This is a genomic window from Psychrobacillus sp. FSL K6-1464, from assembly GCF_038003145.1.
GTDB lineage: Bacteria > Bacillota > Bacilli > Bacillales_A > Planococcaceae > Psychrobacillus > Psychrobacillus psychrotolerans.
Map to the genome: position 1 here is coordinate 883,785 of NZ_JBBOOP010000001.1, position 16,821 is coordinate 900,605.

14 protein-coding genes are annotated in these 16,821 nt (G+C 33.9%); 8 read left to right on the forward strand and 6 right to left on the reverse strand.

From position 1 onward, the window contains the following. Window positions 1-80: 80 nt before the first annotated feature. The gene (locus MKX39_RS04240; protein WP_245762690.1) at window positions 81-566 is read left to right on the forward strand and encodes a C40 family peptidase; all 486 of its coding nucleotides are present in this window, start codon (window positions 81-83) and stop codon (window positions 564-566) included. 424 nt (window positions 567-990) lie between these two features. Here MKX39_RS04240 and MKX39_RS04245 read toward each other — a convergent pair whose 3' ends face one another. Continuing rightward, window positions 991-3,297 carry an S-layer homology domain-containing protein gene (locus MKX39_RS04245; RefSeq protein ID WP_340768484.1) on the reverse strand — a complete coding sequence of 769 codons (2,307 nt, stop codon included), beginning with the start codon at window positions 3,295-3,297 and terminating at the stop codon, window positions 991-993. A 17-nt stretch (window positions 3,298-3,314) separates the two neighbouring features. Continuing rightward, window positions 3,315-4,304 carry an S-layer homology domain-containing protein gene (locus MKX39_RS04250; protein WP_340768485.1) on the reverse strand — a complete coding sequence of 330 codons (990 nt, stop codon included), beginning with the start codon at window positions 4,302-4,304 and terminating at the stop codon, window positions 3,315-3,317. 148 nt (window positions 4,305-4,452) lie between these two features. Between MKX39_RS04250 and MKX39_RS04255 the strand changes: the two genes are divergently transcribed. Further along, window positions 4,453-4,599, forward strand: coding sequence for a hypothetical protein (locus tag MKX39_RS04255; protein ID WP_340768486.1), 147 nt, complete (start codon window positions 4,453-4,455; stop codon window positions 4,597-4,599). A 233-nt stretch (window positions 4,600-4,832) separates the two neighbouring features. Here the strand turns inward: MKX39_RS04255 and MKX39_RS04260 are convergent, their stop codons facing one another. Beyond that, on the reverse strand, window positions 4,833-6,467 hold the full coding sequence (locus MKX39_RS04260; RefSeq protein ID WP_340768488.1) for a hypothetical protein: 1,635 nt from the start codon (window positions 6,465-6,467) through the stop codon (window positions 4,833-4,835). 234 nt (window positions 6,468-6,701) lie between these two features. On the opposite strand from MKX39_RS04260, the gene MKX39_RS04265 reads away from it, so the two are divergent. Together MKX39_RS04265 and MKX39_RS04270 are read left to right on the forward strand one after the other, a co-directional pair. Beyond that, window positions 6,702-7,778 carry a branched-chain amino acid aminotransferase gene (locus tag MKX39_RS04265; protein WP_340768489.1) on the forward strand — a complete coding sequence of 359 codons (1,077 nt, stop codon included), beginning with the start codon at window positions 6,702-6,704 and terminating at the stop codon, window positions 7,776-7,778. A 65-nt stretch (window positions 7,779-7,843) separates the two neighbouring features. Beyond that, window positions 7,844-8,641 (forward strand): gamma-glutamyl-gamma-aminobutyrate hydrolase family protein, encoded by a 798-nt coding sequence (locus tag MKX39_RS04270; protein WP_340768490.1) that lies wholly within the window; start codon window positions 7,844-7,846, stop codon window positions 8,639-8,641. An 18-nt stretch (window positions 8,642-8,659) separates the two neighbouring features. Here MKX39_RS04270 and MKX39_RS04275 read toward each other — a convergent pair whose 3' ends face one another. Further along, window positions 8,660-9,259, reverse strand: a complete 600-nt coding sequence (locus MKX39_RS04275) for a transposase (RefSeq protein WP_340768493.1) — start codon at window positions 9,257-9,259, stop codon at window positions 8,660-8,662. Window positions 9,260-9,529: 270 nt separating this feature from the next. Between MKX39_RS04275 and MKX39_RS04280 the strand changes: the two genes are divergently transcribed. Genes MKX39_RS04280 through MKX39_RS04290 form a run of 3 tightly spaced genes read left to right on the forward strand, consistent with a single transcriptional unit; the run spans window position 9,530 to window position 12,677 of the window. Further along, window positions 9,530-10,237, forward strand: coding sequence for a response regulator transcription factor (locus MKX39_RS04280; protein WP_340768494.1), 708 nt, complete (start codon window positions 9,530-9,532; stop codon window positions 10,235-10,237). Continuing rightward, window positions 10,227-11,588: a sensor histidine kinase gene (locus MKX39_RS04285; RefSeq protein WP_340768495.1), complete on the forward strand. Its 1,362-nt coding sequence runs from the start codon at window positions 10,227-10,229 to the stop codon at window positions 11,586-11,588. Before MKX39_RS04280 ends, MKX39_RS04285 begins: the two co-directional genes overlap by 11 nt. Before the next feature lie 39 nt (window positions 11,589-11,627). Continuing rightward, a complete protein-coding gene (locus tag MKX39_RS04290) occupies window positions 11,628-12,677 on the forward strand; it encodes a hypothetical protein (RefSeq protein WP_340768496.1) in 1,050 nt (349 codons plus the stop codon). A 402-nt stretch (window positions 12,678-13,079) separates the two neighbouring features. Here the strand turns inward: MKX39_RS04290 and MKX39_RS04295 are convergent, their stop codons facing one another. Then, window positions 13,080-14,057: a proline dehydrogenase family protein gene (locus MKX39_RS04295; protein ID WP_340768497.1), complete on the reverse strand. Its 978-nt coding sequence runs from the start codon at window positions 14,055-14,057 to the stop codon at window positions 13,080-13,082. Between the two features lie 428 nt (window positions 14,058-14,485). Between MKX39_RS04295 and MKX39_RS04300 the strand changes: the two genes are divergently transcribed. Continuing rightward, window positions 14,486-15,355 (forward strand): hypothetical protein, encoded by an 870-nt coding sequence (locus MKX39_RS04300; RefSeq protein ID WP_340768498.1) that lies wholly within the window; start codon window positions 14,486-14,488, stop codon window positions 15,353-15,355. 80 nt (window positions 15,356-15,435) lie between these two features. Here the strand turns inward: MKX39_RS04300 and menC are convergent, their stop codons facing one another. Further along, window positions 15,436-16,542 (reverse strand): o-succinylbenzoate synthase, encoded by a 1,107-nt coding sequence (gene menC, locus MKX39_RS04305; RefSeq protein ID WP_340768500.1) that lies wholly within the window; start codon window positions 16,540-16,542, stop codon window positions 15,436-15,438. Window positions 16,543-16,821: the final 279 nt, after the last annotated feature.

Consider the following 16,821-nt stretch of genomic DNA (forward strand, 5'->3'; position numbering starts at 1 on the left):
GAAAGATGTTAGTATGGGTATAGAGAAATTTTCCGACATGAAAATGAATTTTTCAATCACATCTTTGGGGGAACATAATTTTGACTTCTTTGTTTAAAAAAATCATTACAATCTTTAGTTTAACTGTAGTTTTAGCCGCGGGAACATTTGCAGGAAATACAGAAGCAGCAAGCACTGTAGCATCCAATGAAATAGTATCGAGTGCGAAAAGTTTAGTAGGAATTAAATATCGTTATGGTGGAACAACGAAGGCTGGTTTTGATTGTTCAGGTTATATCGGTTATGTTTACAAAAGTAAAGGTGTTAACTTACCAAGAACAGCAGCAGGGATGTATAACTCTGGAAAAACAGTAAAAAAAGCAAATTTAGCAGTAGGAGACTTAGTATTCTTTAACACATCGGGTAAAGGCGTATCTCATGTTGGAATGTACATAGGTAGCAATAAATTTATCCATGCTTCAACTTCTAAAGGCGTTCGAGTAGATAAGTTAAATGATCCTTATTACTGGGGTAAAAAGTATGTTGGTGCTAAAAGAGTAGCAACTGTTACAGTAGCAAAAAAATAATTAAAATTATACAACCGTTCCGGCAATTTGCTGGAACGGTTTTTTGTATTAATATGGCGAGGATAGATTTTCCAATTGGTGATTTAGGCTCCCTGCTAACTATAATGAAATTCTTTTAGATATCGAATTAAATGAAGGATAGAAGAATTGAACAGAACGTAAATTGTGAATGAATATATAAAAAATAGATTATTAACATCAACCTCTATATATGTAAAATAGAAGACTAGCTATTAATATGTGACCTGACAACCTATACTATATTACCTAAATAAATAAAACCGATTCTAGTGAATACCAGAATCGGTCTTTTACAGTTGTTGAAAGTTATCGGTAAATAAAGTTTGTAGTGGATTCTAAAAAAGATTGTTTCCAAAACCCTTTCCTACAGAATGGGATAACCGGTCCTGGGGGATCTACTATCTTACTGAATGGTTACCTCTTTCATCCCGACAAGATTATTATTTCCATCATAGGATAAAAATAATCCTTCTGAAAAGAGGGATAAATCTATGATCTCATCTAACCTTTTTTCGAGTGCAAAATTGTTCTGGCCCCGATAGATTAGTTCATAATCCACTTCTCCTTCTAAAGAGGTGAATCGTACAATAACCCTTTTGATATCACCGCAGGCAATATCAATAAATGTATTCATATAAAAGCTAGATTTTGTTAACTTAATAGTTGGTGAGATAAAACCTTGATTGATAGGAGAACATCCTGGCGCGTATGTTTCACATGTCACTTCATCTAGTATAGACTGATAAGCCTCAACAAGATTGACATTTTCTTTTACGTTATAATAGCTACCACCAGTACTATTTGCAATTTGCGCTAATAAATATTCGTTTAATTGACTTGCATTACCAAGTCCAATAGTATATATTTTAATATTTTTTGATTGTGCTTTTTTAAGTATGGAAAGTATTTTACTAGTGTTTGATTTTCCATCTGTTATTAAAATTGCAATTTTGGGAGAAGTATCATTTGAAAATTTATCGATTGCTATATCTAATCCCTCTAAAATATTAGTTCCACCAGATTGACCAATATTAACAAAGGTAGGTCTTACATGGTTGGTTGGACCTTTCGCCAAAAAATGACCCTTTGAATTAAAATGAGCACCAATGTTTGTTGATGCATTAATAGCCGAAATTAACTCCTGAGATTTAGATATCCTTAACTTATCAGGATCACTTCGTTTCATACTACCGGAAGAGTCTATAATAAAACCAACCTCAAAATTTCTTGGACAACTAAAGTCGGTCATTAGCGGTCGATCAATTTGAACCTGATGACTATGTGTTTTATTGACAACTGAGGATAGCTCATTTGAATATCTTGGGTCCTTCTCAGAAACACGTGCAGTAAAGGAAGCATTTCCCGAAGTATTCGAGTAGATAGTAGTATAGGCAACTCCATTCACAAAGCTTACTTCATTATTTGTAAAAGAAAATTGTGGTGAATTAAAAACCACTTTCCCTTTATAGTCTGAAATTATTTGACCTCCAGGACGAACAATACTTGCTTTAACAGTGACATAACTTGAAAAATTATCCAAAGCACCTGTTGGACTATCCTTGGGCACTGATGGTGACTTATAATTATTCTCAACTACATGTTCGATTCGCAATTCTGCTTTGGGTACATAGCTAATTTGTACCTTAACTGGTGTTCTATAGCAGGCCAAATTTAAGTCATTACTTCTGTTATCGCTGACTCTAAAAGAAATTGTATCAACTAAAGTTTTGGCTGATTTTAAGGACGTTATTTCAGCAGTTAAATCAGCACCATCTGTATAAATAGTTGGAGAATTGGAAACCTTTCTCCCTTCTTCATTCGTAATAATTGCACCAGACTTGGATGTAACTACAAATGGAATAGTTTCATCGTAAGAAATGCTATTTCCATAACAGTCTTTTAGTATCAACGTTATAAATGATGTATCTACACCGTTTGCAATCAGTGTAGGTGATTCAATATCTAGATTAGCTATACGCACATCATGAGTTGAAGATGGGATATTTACTGGTTCATCATTAGGCGATGGGAAAACAATAGTTCCCGTATCAGGAAAATCAGAAGGTAACTCACTTGCTACATTGTCCTGTCCGGATGGGGCATTTCGTAACCCCTTGATACTAAATTTACCTCGACTTGCGATTCTATTAAGAAAGACGGTTGCATCTACACGGGTTAGTGTTCGTGCAGGTTTAAAATCTTCGTATGTTTTTTTTCCATTAGTTCCAGTGGATAAATTTTGTGTGTATAAGTATTGAACTGCATAAGTTTCTGTAAGATCATAACCGTCAACAGCAGCTAAAATACGTGCAAATTGCCCTCTAGTTACGCCCTTTCCTCTAATTTTTGTATTGGTATACCCATTTAAAGGGATATTTTTACTTTTGAAATACCGATAATAACCAGATGCGCTATCCTCGTTCTTCTTTGCTACAAAAGGGGAAATTGCCTTATAAGAAGTATCAAATTTAGATAATACGGAAACTAACTGTGATTCAGTGATTTCTTTATGTGGGCCAAATGTGCCATTGGGATAACCTTGCATTATACCGGTTTTAGTTGCCCACTCAATCGATGAATAAGCCCAGAAGTCATTTTTAATATCTGTGTATAAACTTGCTGCATTTGTCCTGTCTTGATTAAAAGTAAAAGGTATAGCTAGTAATAAAACAATAAGTAGAAGCAATGTCCGTATTGTAATTTTGTTCATTTTACTTGTCCTTTCTATTAATCGAAGAAGAGCATGTCATCCCGATAATTTTGTTTTAGATCAGATTCTAAGAAAGCCAAAAATCTAGAAATCATTGCAGAAGATTGAGCTCTTGTAAGAGGTTGATTTGGGTTGAAACGGTTATTACCATCTCCATTGATAAGGCCAAGTTCAGTTGCAACATATACACTATCTTTTGCATAGGCAGGTATAATCTTGTCATCTGCATAGTTAGTAGAGAATCCAGGAGTAGGAGCACGTCCTTCCATTCCCAAAGCTCTCACAAGTATTGCTACCGCTTGAGCTCTTTTAATTGGTTGGTTAGGTCCAAAAGAATTTGGATTAACTCCATTAATGATTCCTTTTTCAACAGCACTTTCAATGTAAGGGTAATCAGGATGTTTAGTATCAAGGTCTACAAAAATAGCCTTTTTAGGCGTAGCTTTCTTTTTAGATTCTTCTAAAACCCTTAAATTTACGGCCTTTAATACACCTACTGTAAATTGAAATCTTACCATTGGGGTATTAGGAGAAAAAAATTGACTTGATTCATCAAAGATTCCTAAAGAATATAGCTTCTCAATATCACTCTTAGCCCAATGATTGGATAAGTCCCTGAACTTTGGCACAATTAGGCGGTCGATTTTTGGAACATTGACTTGATTTAAATGTATAATACCTTTGGAATTTATATTACTAGACGCAAAAGGTATATTATAATTGTATTCCGAAATCATATTACTAGAGCTAATAACAGAATGTCCTCCAACAAAACTTGAGAAGGAAGGTATATTTGGTTCGTATTGAAGCGTTCTAGATTTGCTATCAGATACTTTACTTGTTACGTACGCAGTGCCTTTACTTGTGTTTATTTCAAAGTCCAATAGCTGTGTTTCTGTTGCTCCCCAGAAATTCTTATAACCTACATCCTTACCGTTTAAAAATACGGTAATTGTTTCCGTGTTTTTTGAATTCTTTTCTTTTTTTAGATATACTTTTCTTCCCACTACATTTCCAGAATAGTAATCACTTGCTGGTCGGTTATCAATTACAGATGCTTGAGAAAATTGAAAGTCATCTAAAGTATAAGTTTCATTATCAGTTGTTACTTTTTCTGAGTAGCTTTTGATAGATGTATTGGAGGTAGTTTGTCCTTTGTCTACGTGTGATTCTAATGTCGAAACATATGAAACACTTCTAGTTAGTTTGCTTCCATTAGGGTTAGATAGGTTAAACTTGTATGTTGTCGTTATTTGGTTCTTACTAGTTCGTTCCGTAACAGTTGCTTTACCACTGAAATGAATGGGATTTCCTGATAAAAAGAAAACCTCTTCATAAGTATACTCATTTAAAACGCCTCCGTTAAAGTCAGGAGCTTTTGCAAATGTCTCGATTTGAAACAGAACTAATGCTAAAAGTAACCCAGCAAAGTAGATAAATATGCTCTTAGAGCTTGATGCCTTTCTAATTGTAAACCCTCATTTCTTGTTAAATTGATCAGAGAAATAGTTTATAACCTATATGTCGATCAGCTTTTAATCGACCAAAATTAATCGACCTTTAATAATTGATTCGTGAATAATAAACAATCTATCATTAGGAGTTAAATCATCTATAGATATAACTTTGCCTTCTTTGATAAATGTTGTTTGCTCAATATTCATACTGTTGATTTGTCCAGCTTCATTCCAAACACCTTTTTGCCACTGACTAACATTTTTTACACGTATATTAGTTCTGGAAATCGTATTTTCAAAACGTCCGACAGAAACTAAATTTGATATCGGATGTGAAGAACCTACGATATGACTAGCAATAATATCATTATTTCTTACGTAAAAGTATGCATACTGTCCAATTCTCTCATCCATTTCGTTTCTAGAAACTACTTTTAAAACAGAACGTTTATAATCTTCAACTACATTTGAGTCGTCACTAAAGGTTAACCTAGTAGTAGAAACATCTTTCCAATAGTTATTAGATAAAATTTTGGCATTATTTATAGTTAACCCGTACGATCCAGTAGTATTAATCTTACCAAAATAGATTGCATGACTCGCAAGGTTGGGACTTTGGAAACCATCATTTGTTATATGTATAACATTTGCATAATCACTAGAGGTACGTCCGTCAGAGACAACAAATGCAGTTCCGCTAGACTGAAGACTATATGAATCAACTAATCTACCATTTCGAATAAGAATAGTGCCATTATGGTAAGATAATAAACCTACATTTCTTAAACCTATCTTTTTTATAGAAGTATTAATAGAAGTTAAAGGTTCATAAAATGTACGTTCATTACTTTGTTTAATCACCATTTTTTGTATTACTTCTTTACCGAATTGTTTGACAGTAACATAGTATACTTCATCGTATGTATAGTAGCGTAATTGATCCCTCTTAATTTCTTTATTTCCTACATAAATCGATGTTTTATTGGTGAAAGATTTACTTGTGTTATCAATAAAACTTTGTGATTGCCATTTCCAATCACGAAATACTTTTTCATCTGTGACGATTAATTTGTTTTGAATAGGATCGATTTTTTGTATTATTCCTTTATATAGACTCTCGATAACTTCTCCTTGTGTATTGATTTCAACAGATGTAATTATTTGAGAGTTATATTCGTCTATTTTTAACTTAATCCGATCTCCCTCATATAACACACTAAGATCTGATATTTTAGCATTTTTATAGAAGGCCGTACTACCATTTATATAGTAAGTTTTGTTAACACCGTTATCTAATCTAATAGAAAGGAAGGTTCCTTTTTTGTCGATTCTATTTACAGTTCCAGAAAAAGATTTTCCAATCGCATCTGTATTTTGTTGTGATACAGTTGATGAACCACGGAGTTCTACTACCTTTCCTAAATTGACATCAGCTTCTATTTCCATACCAAGCTTAAATGCATCAATTGATGTGGGAAGAGTATTAACTGAAAGTCGAGTATATTTATCGATTTTTAAATTTATCTTACTGCTTTTTTTATTTGTTATAGTTATGGATTTAAGACTTTTTTGATAAGAGCCGTCACTAAGCACAGTATCAAAAGTTACATGGTCAAAGTTACCTTTAACAAGAGTTGCTCCCAAGGTTTCTGATGGTGTTAACAATAAGCAACAAAAGAAAAGAATTGGGATATATATTAACTTTTTGAACAAATTTTCTCCTCCTCATAATTTTATAGATAGATCTAGAGATTATATCGGCAAATATCCTATGTTTGTTATAGGATTTGGAAATTTTGTAGATCACCTTTAAATTGTATGGAATCTTTTGAAAATAGTTTTAAAAAGGTATTTCTAATTTACGTAAAAGTAGTATAATTGCATATAATATATTGCACACTTAAAATTGTCGCAATTTACTAATTTATTCGATAGGGGACAAACACCATGAATAGTCTAAAAATCCGTTTCACAGAAAATGAAATGAAAAATGAGAAAACACCAGCTGAGCAGTTAGTGTTCGGTACAAAATTTACAGATCATATGTTTGTCGCTGATTATACTGAAGGGACAGGTTGGCATGATCATCGAATTGTCCCTTATCAAGCCCTTACTTTAGATCCATCAGCATCCATATTACATTATGGTCAAACAGTTTTTGAAGGAATGAAAGCATATCTATCAGAGGATGGAATTGTTCGTTTGTTTCGTCCAGAACAAAATATGAAACGTATGAATATTTCAGCTGATCGACTAAGTATGCCTCAAATAGAAGAGGAGTTAGCTCTTGAAGCTTTAAAACAGTTATTAGAAATAGATAAAGAGTGGATTCCTAAAGAGCCAGATACTTCGCTATATATTAGACCTTTTATGATTGCAACAGAAGCGCATCTAGGAGTGTCCGCTTCTAAAACATATACATTCATTATTATTATGTCTCCAGTAGGATCTTATTATAAAGAAGGAATTCATCCCGTAAAGATTTTAGTGGAAAGTGAATATGTACGGGCGGTAGCGGGTGGAACTGGAACAGCAAAAACTGCTGGGAATTATGCTTCAAGTTTAAAAGCCCAGGAAGTTGCCGATCGTGAAGGCTACGCCCAAGTACTTTGGTTAGATGGACTAGAAAGAAAGTACATTGAAGAAGTAGGAAGTATGAATGTATTCTTTAAAATCGATGGTGAGGTAGTTACTCCAGCCTTAAATGGAAGTATTTTAGATGGGATAACGAGAAAATCCATCATTGAATTATTAAAGTACTGGGGTGTCCCAATTACTGAACGCAAAGTTTCAATGGAAGAAATTCGTGAAGCGTACTTGAACGGAAAACTGGATGAGGCTTTTGGAACTGGTACTGCCGCTGTAATTTCCCCGATTGGAGAATTACGTTGGAAAGGGGAATTGTTCTACGTAAATAACGGAGAAACAGGAGAACTTTCACAAAAACTATATGAAACACTAACTGGTATTCAAAGAGGCGTTATAGAAGATCCATTTGGTTGGGTTGTTGAATTAAAAAAATAATATTTCGATATCGCTTCTCTTAACGGAGAGGCGATCATTTTATGTTGGCAGAATGGAGAATACTGATGAAACCACTAATTGGCATATGTGCCAACTATTTATCCGATGATGCAATAGGACTAGCAGCTGGCATTGGGGCGAAATATCAAGAATGGCAGTTACTAGCGGATGATTATATTGTAGCTATTGAAAGAGCCGGAGGGGTTCCAGTTATTTTACCTATCACTAGAGAAGTAGAAACTTTGATGCCACTCCTTCAGAAGTTGGACGGAATACTATTTTCTGGTGGTTCTGATATTGATCCGAATTTATATGGAGAATATCCGAAATTTGGTTTAGGAGCTATTGAACCACGCAGAGATGCTCATGAGATCAGACTGGCTCAGATTGCTTTAACAAAGTTTAACATACCGGTACTGGGCATATGTCGTGGAATGCAATTGCTTACAGTAGCAACGGGAGGCAAGCTTTATCAGGATTTAGCATCTCAAAAACCAGAAGGAATTAACCACTCCGTTCCAAAATCCATCAGACATCATGCATTTCATCCGGTTAGGATGGAAGTTGGTTCTGTATTGTATAATATTTATCAAGGTGACGTTTTGACAGTAAATAGTTTCCATCACCAAGCAGTAAAAGAGTTAGGACAAGGTTTTAAAGCAACAATGATTGCTCCTGATGGAATTATAGAAGGGATGGAATGGGAGGAGTCAAACCGATTTGTTGTAGCCGTACAATGGCATCCCGAAATGATGGAAGAGAAAGTGGATACGATCCGACCGATTTTCACTGCATTTGTTGAGGCTAGTAAAATGACGGCCGAAGTTAACGAATTAGTAGCATCAGTAGAGACTATAGCATAATGATGAAGAAAGTCCTCCCTACGTCAAGCTATATGGACGATGGAAGGATTTTTCTACTTCAATTTGAACAGTTTCACAGTACATAGTATAAGTTTGCATTTTTAATTCAGGATACTTTTTTATTAATGAATTTAGTAAATGCGTGTTAATATAAGAAGGTTTTCTTATTTTCTTATCCGTATAAAATATAAAGGAACTATAAGGGTAGTTTGCCAATCCTTCTAGGATAGCTCTTTGTGTATAAAGATGATTTCGATGAATATACTTACTAGCTTTTAATAACTCCTTCGCATCAGAAATCATATTAGTGTAATATCTAGTTTCGAATAACTGATCAGAGTATTTATATTTACGCTTAAAATAGGATGAGTATTGTTGATTAATGAATATTAAAACTTCAGAAAGTGGGATTATGGGAGAACGTATTAATAAATGGTAGTGGTTATTCGTAAGAGAGTAAGCGATTATAGTAAAAGTGTACATATTATTTGCCTGGTATAGCGTAGTAGTAAAAAATATGAAATCTTCTTTGTTTTTAAAAATATTTTGCTTATTATTGCCACGCATCGTAATATGATAAAATATTTCTGGTTGCCATACTTTCCTAATATTACCCATTTAAACCTTCCCCTCCTCTATATATTGATAACACTATATTTTATAAAAGCTTAAAATGCAATTGTCATAATTTGTGCTTTTAAGCAACAATTTCATTTTCACCTCAAAAACAGTCTCAAAACTTCATTTATCTCAAAGTTAAAGCCTCAAAATAAAATTCTTTAATAGTTCTCTATATGACAAGTAAACTAATGGAGTCAGTTATTATCGCATGATGTAGAAACTACATTGCCCTTTGTATGATAAAATAGGGGGAAAAGGAGTGTTTATATGAAGGACAAGGTGTTAATTGTAGAAGATGAAAAAAATATTGCACGTGTTCTTCAGTTGGAACTAGAATTTGAAGGATACGATGTAGATATTGCATATACAGGAACTGATGGATTGATCAAATATCGGGAGCAACAATGGGATTTAGTTTTACTCGATTTAATGCTTCCAGGTTTAAATGGCTTAGATGTATTGAGACGAATCCGTGCTACAGAAGACGAAACACCAGTAATCTTATTAACAGCAAAAAATAATACAGAAGATAAAGTCACTGGCTTGGATCTTGGGGCAAATGATTATGTTACTAAACCTTTTGAAATTGAGGAATTACTTGCACGTGTTCGCTCAGCAATTCGATTTACTAAAACATCGAGTGTACCTCCTGTTCAGGAGGAGAATATTCATGTTTTTCATACGCTTTCACTGAATGAGCAAACACGGGAAATTACTAATTCTGGAGAGTCTATCAATCTAACACCACGAGAATATGACCTGCTATTATATATGTTGAAGCATCCTAACCAAGTATTGTCTCGCGAACAGTTGTTAGATGCTGTCTGGGGGTTTGATTATTATGGAGATACGAATGTTGTAGATGTTTATATACGTTATGTTCGGAAAAAGTTAGAAGAAAAACAACAATCTTCTTTAATTCAAACAGTGCGGGGCGTCGGATATGTGTTGAAGGAGCAAAAGAATGAAGCTTAAAACGAAAATACATCTATTCTCTACCCTATTGACGTTCCTAATCATAGGATTAATGAATATAGGTGTATATTTTTTATTTGAGGATATGGCCTATGATTCGGAATATACCCAGTTTAACTCGGATGTAGATGAAATGATCCAGGCATTAAGTAAAATGCAAGAAAAGGACGATCCTGCTACTATTTTACGTACTTATATTCCTCCTAATGGTGGGATTCGCATCTTAAATAGTAAAGAAGAGCTGCAATTAGTTGTTCAGTCCATTGAAGAAATAACAAATTATCAACCAAACTTTGAAGATGGTGAACGTTACTCGATTGGTATGCTCAACGGGTCTCCTGTTTTGACGATTAGCAAACCAGTTATTTGGTCAAATGGAGAAGTAGTAGAAGTTCAAACGATGAAACAATTATTAGAAGTAGGAAACAATCTAGACTTTCTTCGACTTATCCTACTTGGTGTCACCGTAGGTGGAATGCTATTAATGGCCTTATCAAGTGTTACTTTAGGGAAAATTATTACGAACCCAATTAGTAAATTAATCAATACAATGTCCCATAGTAGGATTTCGGGTAAATATGAAAAAATTACAGTCCACCCAAATCGAAAGGACGAAATGGCACAAATGGGCATCGCTTTTAATGAAATGATGGAGCAGCTGGAACAAAATTATAAAAAGCAGGAGCAATTTGTTTCTGATGCATCTCACGAATTAAAAACACCGTTAACAGTAATAGAAAGCTATGCAAAACTATTGTCTCGACATGGTTTCAATAATATTGAAATTGCGGAAGAGTCCGTTCAGGCAATTATTAATGAAACTAGTAGAATGAAAGAAATGGTCTCACAAATGCTCGTTCTAGCAAAAAGCAATGGGAAACAACAACATAAATATGAATTAATAGATGTAAACATTTTAGTAACCGAAACTTTACAGTCGATGCGAACTGCATATGATCGAAATTTTCTTTTTAAAGATGAAGGACCATTCTATATAAGTACAGATACTGAGCAACTAAGACAATTGCTTTTTATCATTTTGGATAACGCTCGTAAATACAGTGAAAAAGATATAAAGACAACTATTGCTGAAACTGATGATGGAGTTACTATTTCTATTATGGATTATGGTGATGGGATTCCGAAAGAAGACTTGGATCGGATTTTTGATCGTTTTTACCGAGTCGATGAGGCAAGAAATCGTAAAACGGGAGGTACTGGACTTGGTATGGCAATTGCAAAAGATATAGCAAACCGGCTATCTGCAACTTTAACTATCCAGAGTGTGGTAGGATTTGGTACAACCATCCATATTTTTCTTCCTTCTAATCAAATTCTCATTGATTTTTAATGTTCGTCTATTAAGATGAATTTGAGGAGGCGTGCGTGAATGAAGTTTATGAAGATGAAAAAGTTTTTTATCGTTTGTTTCGCTACATTGGGAATTATAGTAATTGGATACATAGTCAACATTGGCTCAGATCAATTGCCTATAACCGAAAACAATGTACGCACCCAACTCGAGCAAATGTATGATGCAGAAGTAGCAGAAGTGAAGAAAAATGAAGATGTTTATGAAGCTATTATCGCTAAGAGTGGACAAGTGTATTTGGTCGAAATGAATGCAACCACTGGTGATGTAAACTCGTTAGAGCACACAGATGAATTCACTATTAAAGAAGTACCTATTATAAAAAAAGAAGTCACTAATGGAGTAGTAGATAAGAGCCCAGTAGTTAGCCCAAAATCTACAAAAACCAAGCTTACTGCTGAAAAAGGGAAAAGTATAGGAGTTTCCTCTAAAGGGAGTTCTAACTTAGTGATTGCCGAAAAACCAAAAGAAGAAACTTCTAAGATAAAAAACGTCGGAAGTTCCAAAAATAATGAGAACAAAAAAGAAGGAACTTCAAAAACAGTTGAAGAGAAACCTATTAAAGTTATTAAAGACGTGTTAAATAAAGAAGTGAATAAAACTGAAACAGCTACTAAGGACAATAAAAAAGTAGAAAATGAAAAAAAAGAAGAGAAGATAGCAAAAGCCGAAGCTTCTAAAATAGCTAATGAATCTGAATTGCTTAAAGAAGATTCTGAACAGTTAGAAGTACTGAAGATCGAACCAACAAAAGCCGAAGCTTCTAAAACAGCAATATTAGAAGTTCCCAAATCAGAAGAATCGCAATCCTCCACAGAAACAATATCACTAAAGTCGGAAGAAACTAGTGACAATAATGCTACGATCCTCATTACTGCAGAAGAGTCTATTAAGCTTGCTATTGCATACCAAAAAGGTATAGTAGAAAGTAATAAATTTATTCGAACGAATGAAGGCGGGTATTATTTAGTTGTGATGGAAGTAGAATCATCGAAAGAAAAGAAACCAAAAGCAACTTTGCAAATACATGCAATATCTGGAAAGGTAATTTCGATTACGTGGCAATAAACACTCTCATCAAATTCTAATATAACTCTCTTGGTATTCTCATTTACTTACTATATTATAAAGTTAACAAATGAATATTGAACAGCTATATTAATTGGGGAAATATATTAGGGCAACCAACCTTAAATTAAACTTGATAGCTATATAAAATAACCACCTCATTCTATTATTCCCCGTAGATGAGGTGATTTTTATTGCATAAAATAAATGCATAGTTAAAAAGCGCAGTTCACTTTGTGAAGTGCGCTTTTAATAATTGCTCAATGAAATTAAAGAACAACTGGATGATTGAGTTCCATCAAATAGTTTCTGTCTTTTTGGTTAAGGCGTGTTTTAGACTTTCCTTGGTAAACAAAAAAGACTTAAACCCCAAAATAAAGGATTTTTGGATTAATTCTCCTTTTATTTGCGTTTATTTCGTTTTGTTAAACGTCCAAGTGCAAATGCACCGGCAGCAAGACCAATCATTGTATTAGTATTTTTATTGAAAACTTGTTTTACAACTAAGTTCATATTGGCTGGACGCTCTGCAAGACGACGCATGAAGTAACCGTACCAATCTTGTCCAAATGGTACGTACGTACAGAAGTTGTAGCCTTCGCTAGCAAGTTGTTGTTGCATTTCTGTGCGGAAGCCATATAACATTTGGAATTCAAACTTATCATAAGGAATGTCATTATCTTTAATGAACTGTTTGATATGGTTAATCACATTATGATCATGAGTTGCAATAGAAGTAAATTTACCATTAAGAAGATGCCATTCAATAAGCTCTACATAGTTTTTATCAATTTCTTCCTTTGTTTGATACGCATATTCAACAGGTTCTTTATAAGCTCCTTTTACAATACGTAGGCGGAAGTTTTTGTACTTTTGAATATCTTCCTCTGCACGGTAGAAGTATGCTTGAATTACAGTTCCCACATTATCATAGTTTTTAGAAAGCTCGTCCAAAATATCGAATGATGGTTGTAAATGTTTGGTAGATTCCATATCAATATTGATGAAAGTACCATATTTATGTGCGATTTCAACAATTTCTTTTAAGTTATTTAATGCGAAGTCATAGTCAATATCAAGCCCAAGTTGGGATGGTTTTAAAGAAATATGCGCATCCACTTGATGTTCTTCAATTGCCTCAATTACTGCGATAATTTGTTCTTTAGCAGCCAATGCTTCTTCTTTTACGAAAACAAATTCGCCTAAATTATCTACTGTACAAGAGATACCCATTGCATTTAGCTTTTTGATGCTTTCAATAGTCTCTTCAATGTTTGTCCCAGCAACAACATGCTGTGCTCCCATTTTTAAACCATATTTTTTTGCGGCACCATTTAATACTTGATTCTCCGACAAAGCCATAAAGATATCTTTTAACATTGTAATGCTCCTATCTCTGTTTTGATGCTTAGATTATACCATAGTTCGCCTTGCTTTTAGTATTCATTTAGCTAACGTATGCCAAATTTTGTAGAAAAAAGGAGTTTGATATTTCTGGTTATTCAGAAACATTAAATAGGTAGGAGTTTAGATAAATTAAACAAATTGAGTTACTAAAGGTTTGAGAAAATAGATTTTGCGATTTGAAAGTATTTAAAAGAAGTAATATTTTTACGGTGATAAATATTAATAGAATATTACAAATATTATTTAATAATATTGTTGTATTACAGTATAGTGATTTCTGTTTATTGAAAAAAGATAGGGGTACCAAAATAAAGAGATTATATATTGTAAATTTTTCCATAGGTAATATTAGAACATCATATTTAGAGTCGCCCACTAATGAGAAAGAGGAGGAATTCTATATGAAGATTAATACTTTTAAAGTAACAGCTGCATCGGCTTTATTGGCTACAACAATTTTGGGATCACCGGTATTGGGAAATGCCCATGGTAAGGGAGAAGGTAGAGACGGTGGGCACAAAGATGACAAACAACGTTCTCATCAAATGATGAATCACAAACAGGATCGCAAAGAGCATCGACAAGGACGATATAATGGACAAAACCAAGATAATAGAGATAAAAGAGTGGATATAAAATTAAAAGACAGTAAAATTACTGATAAAAATAAAGTTAAAAATAAAGTTAAAAATAAGTTGGAGAAAGTAAAAAGCAAAACAGAGAAGTCCTCGAAAAAAATAAATAAAGTAAACACTTCAAATACAGTTCAAAATAAAGTGAAAAAAGTAGCGAAAGTTCCGGTAGTTTCATATGCAGAAGCAGATGAGTATGGGAAAAAGACCGTTTTACCGTTAATTGCAGGGTTGGAAACTGCAAGAGCCAGTTTAGATTGGGATAATCTAACGAAAAATTATAACTTATTATTCAAAGAATTAAAAAAAGGAAATGAGATCTTCGGTAAAGTAGAAGGAAAGGAGAATCGTGAAAGGTTGATTTCCACGTATAAAGTTCCTGCCATTGAAAAAAGTACAGAGCTAGCTTTGCCAATATCTATTTACAATGGTATTAATCAAATAGAAGACCTTTTAAAAGCTAAAAACACAGTGAAAGCGGCTGTGAAAATTGAAAAACTGAAATTGTTAGTAGACAAATTAGGGAGTGTTGAAAATGATGCACTACTCACTAATTTGGTTGAAAAAGTAAACTCAGTAGATTCGAAAATTAAAGCTACCAAGGCTACAAGTAATAACTATCAAGCAGTTTCAATATAAGATGAAAAAGATCAGATGATTAGTCTGACCTTTTTTTCACTCTAAACAACTTTATTGTTCATAGGTTAACATAAAATCCTTTATTCAAAGACGATCGTATCTATCAAATAACGTTGAATTACTTTCATATTTGGCTCATAACCTATTCCATTTCCTTTTGGAACTTCTATATAGCCATTCACCACAACTATTTCCGGGGAAATGATATCTTCCTCCCAATAATGAGAAGACCCTGCAGTATCACCTGGCAGTGTAAAATTGGGTAAAGAGGTGAGGGCGATATTATGTGCACGGCCGATCCCTGCCTCTAACATTCCACCACACCAAACAGGAACACCTTTTTCCATACATAAGTCATGAATTTTCTTTGCTTCCGTCAGACCTCCAACACGCGCAATTTTTATATTGATAACCTTTGTGCTACCAAGTTCGATTGCATTACGTGCATCAGCTACAGAAAGAATACTTTCATCTAAGCAAATAGGGGTATTCAGCTGTTTTTGTAGTTGAGCATGATCGACAATATCATCATAAGCAAGTGGCTGTTCAATCATCATTAGCTGAAAATCATCCAGTTGTTTTAAAAGTTCAATATCCTCGAGTGTATAGGCTGAATTCGCATCAGCCATTAGAGGGTAATTAGGAAATGCTTCTCTCAGTTTTTGAATCACTTCGATATCATATCCAGGTTTGATTTTCACTTTAATTCGTTTGTACCCTTCTTTGATGTAATTGCTGACTACTTCTAATAATTTCTCTATTGTTGTTTGGATGCCGATGCTAATGCCTACTTCAATTTTCTCGGTAACTCCTCCAAGTGCTTGTGAAAGTGATTGAGCAGTTCGTTTAGCATATAAGTCCCAAATAGCCCCTTCCACAGCAGCCTTTGCCATATTATTCTTTCGGATAGGTGCAAAAATTGCGCTTACTTCATCTGGATGACTAATTTCTTTGCTCAACACAAGTGGTATTAAAAAGTCCCTTATCATATGTAAAGTAGTTTGAACGGTTTCTTCTGTGTACCATGGTGCTTGGAAAGCTGCGGACTCTCCCCAACCAGAGTTTCCATTTTCATCAAAGACCTCTAGTAAGAAAAATTCTTTTTCTTGCATACTTCCAAAGCTAGTTACAAATGGGTTTTTCATTGTCATTTTCATATGCCGCATAGTTATTTTTTTTATAATCATGTTTAATAACTCCTCTAAAAACACTGTTATTATTCAACTTATCATGTTCTAGCTACTAAAACAAATTAAAAAAACCCTACTACTGTAGGGAAGTTAAGGTGTTTCATAATCCTCTTTTTCGATTTCCACTGTCGAAACAGGGGCGCCTTCCCAAATCATTTGAAGGGAAGCTTGTATATCTAAGTCATTTCTATAAGCCATTTCTTCTGGTTCAACTGGATTTGGTTTAATAGAAATCTCCTCCTTCCATTCTTTCTACTATTATATTAATCAAAAATA

Bases quoted from the DNA above. Each gene is read 5' to 3' on its own strand.
- MKX39_RS04290 (WP_340768496.1), top strand. From the start codon at position 11,628: ATGAAGTTTATGAAGATGAAAAAGTTTTTTATCGTTTGTTTCGCTACA.
- MKX39_RS04280 (WP_340768494.1), top strand. From the start codon at position 9,530: ATGAAGGACAAGGTGTTAATTGTAGAAGATGAAAAAAATATTGCACGT.
- MKX39_RS04275 (WP_340768493.1), bottom strand. From the start codon at position 9,259: ATGGGTAATATTAGGAAAGTATGGCAACCAGAAATATTTTATCATATT.
- MKX39_RS04285 (WP_340768495.1), top strand. From the start codon at position 10,227: ATGAAGCTTAAAACGAAAATACATCTATTCTCTACCCTATTGACGTTC.
- MKX39_RS04265 (WP_340768489.1), top strand. From the start codon at position 6,702: ATGAATAGTCTAAAAATCCGTTTCACAGAAAATGAAATGAAAAATGAG.
- menC (WP_340768500.1), bottom strand. From the start codon at position 16,542: ATGATTATAAAAAAAATAACTATGCGGCATATGAAAATGACAATGAAA.
- MKX39_RS04300 (WP_340768498.1), top strand. From the start codon at position 14,486: ATGAAGATTAATACTTTTAAAGTAACAGCTGCATCGGCTTTATTGGCT.
- MKX39_RS04245 (WP_340768484.1), bottom strand. From the start codon at position 3,297: ATGAACAAAATTACAATACGGACATTGCTTCTACTTATTGTTTTATTA.
- MKX39_RS04295 (WP_340768497.1), bottom strand. From the start codon at position 14,057: ATGTTAAAAGATATCTTTATGGCTTTGTCGGAGAATCAAGTATTAAAT.
- MKX39_RS04270 (WP_340768490.1), top strand. From the start codon at position 7,844: ATGAAACCACTAATTGGCATATGTGCCAACTATTTATCCGATGATGCA.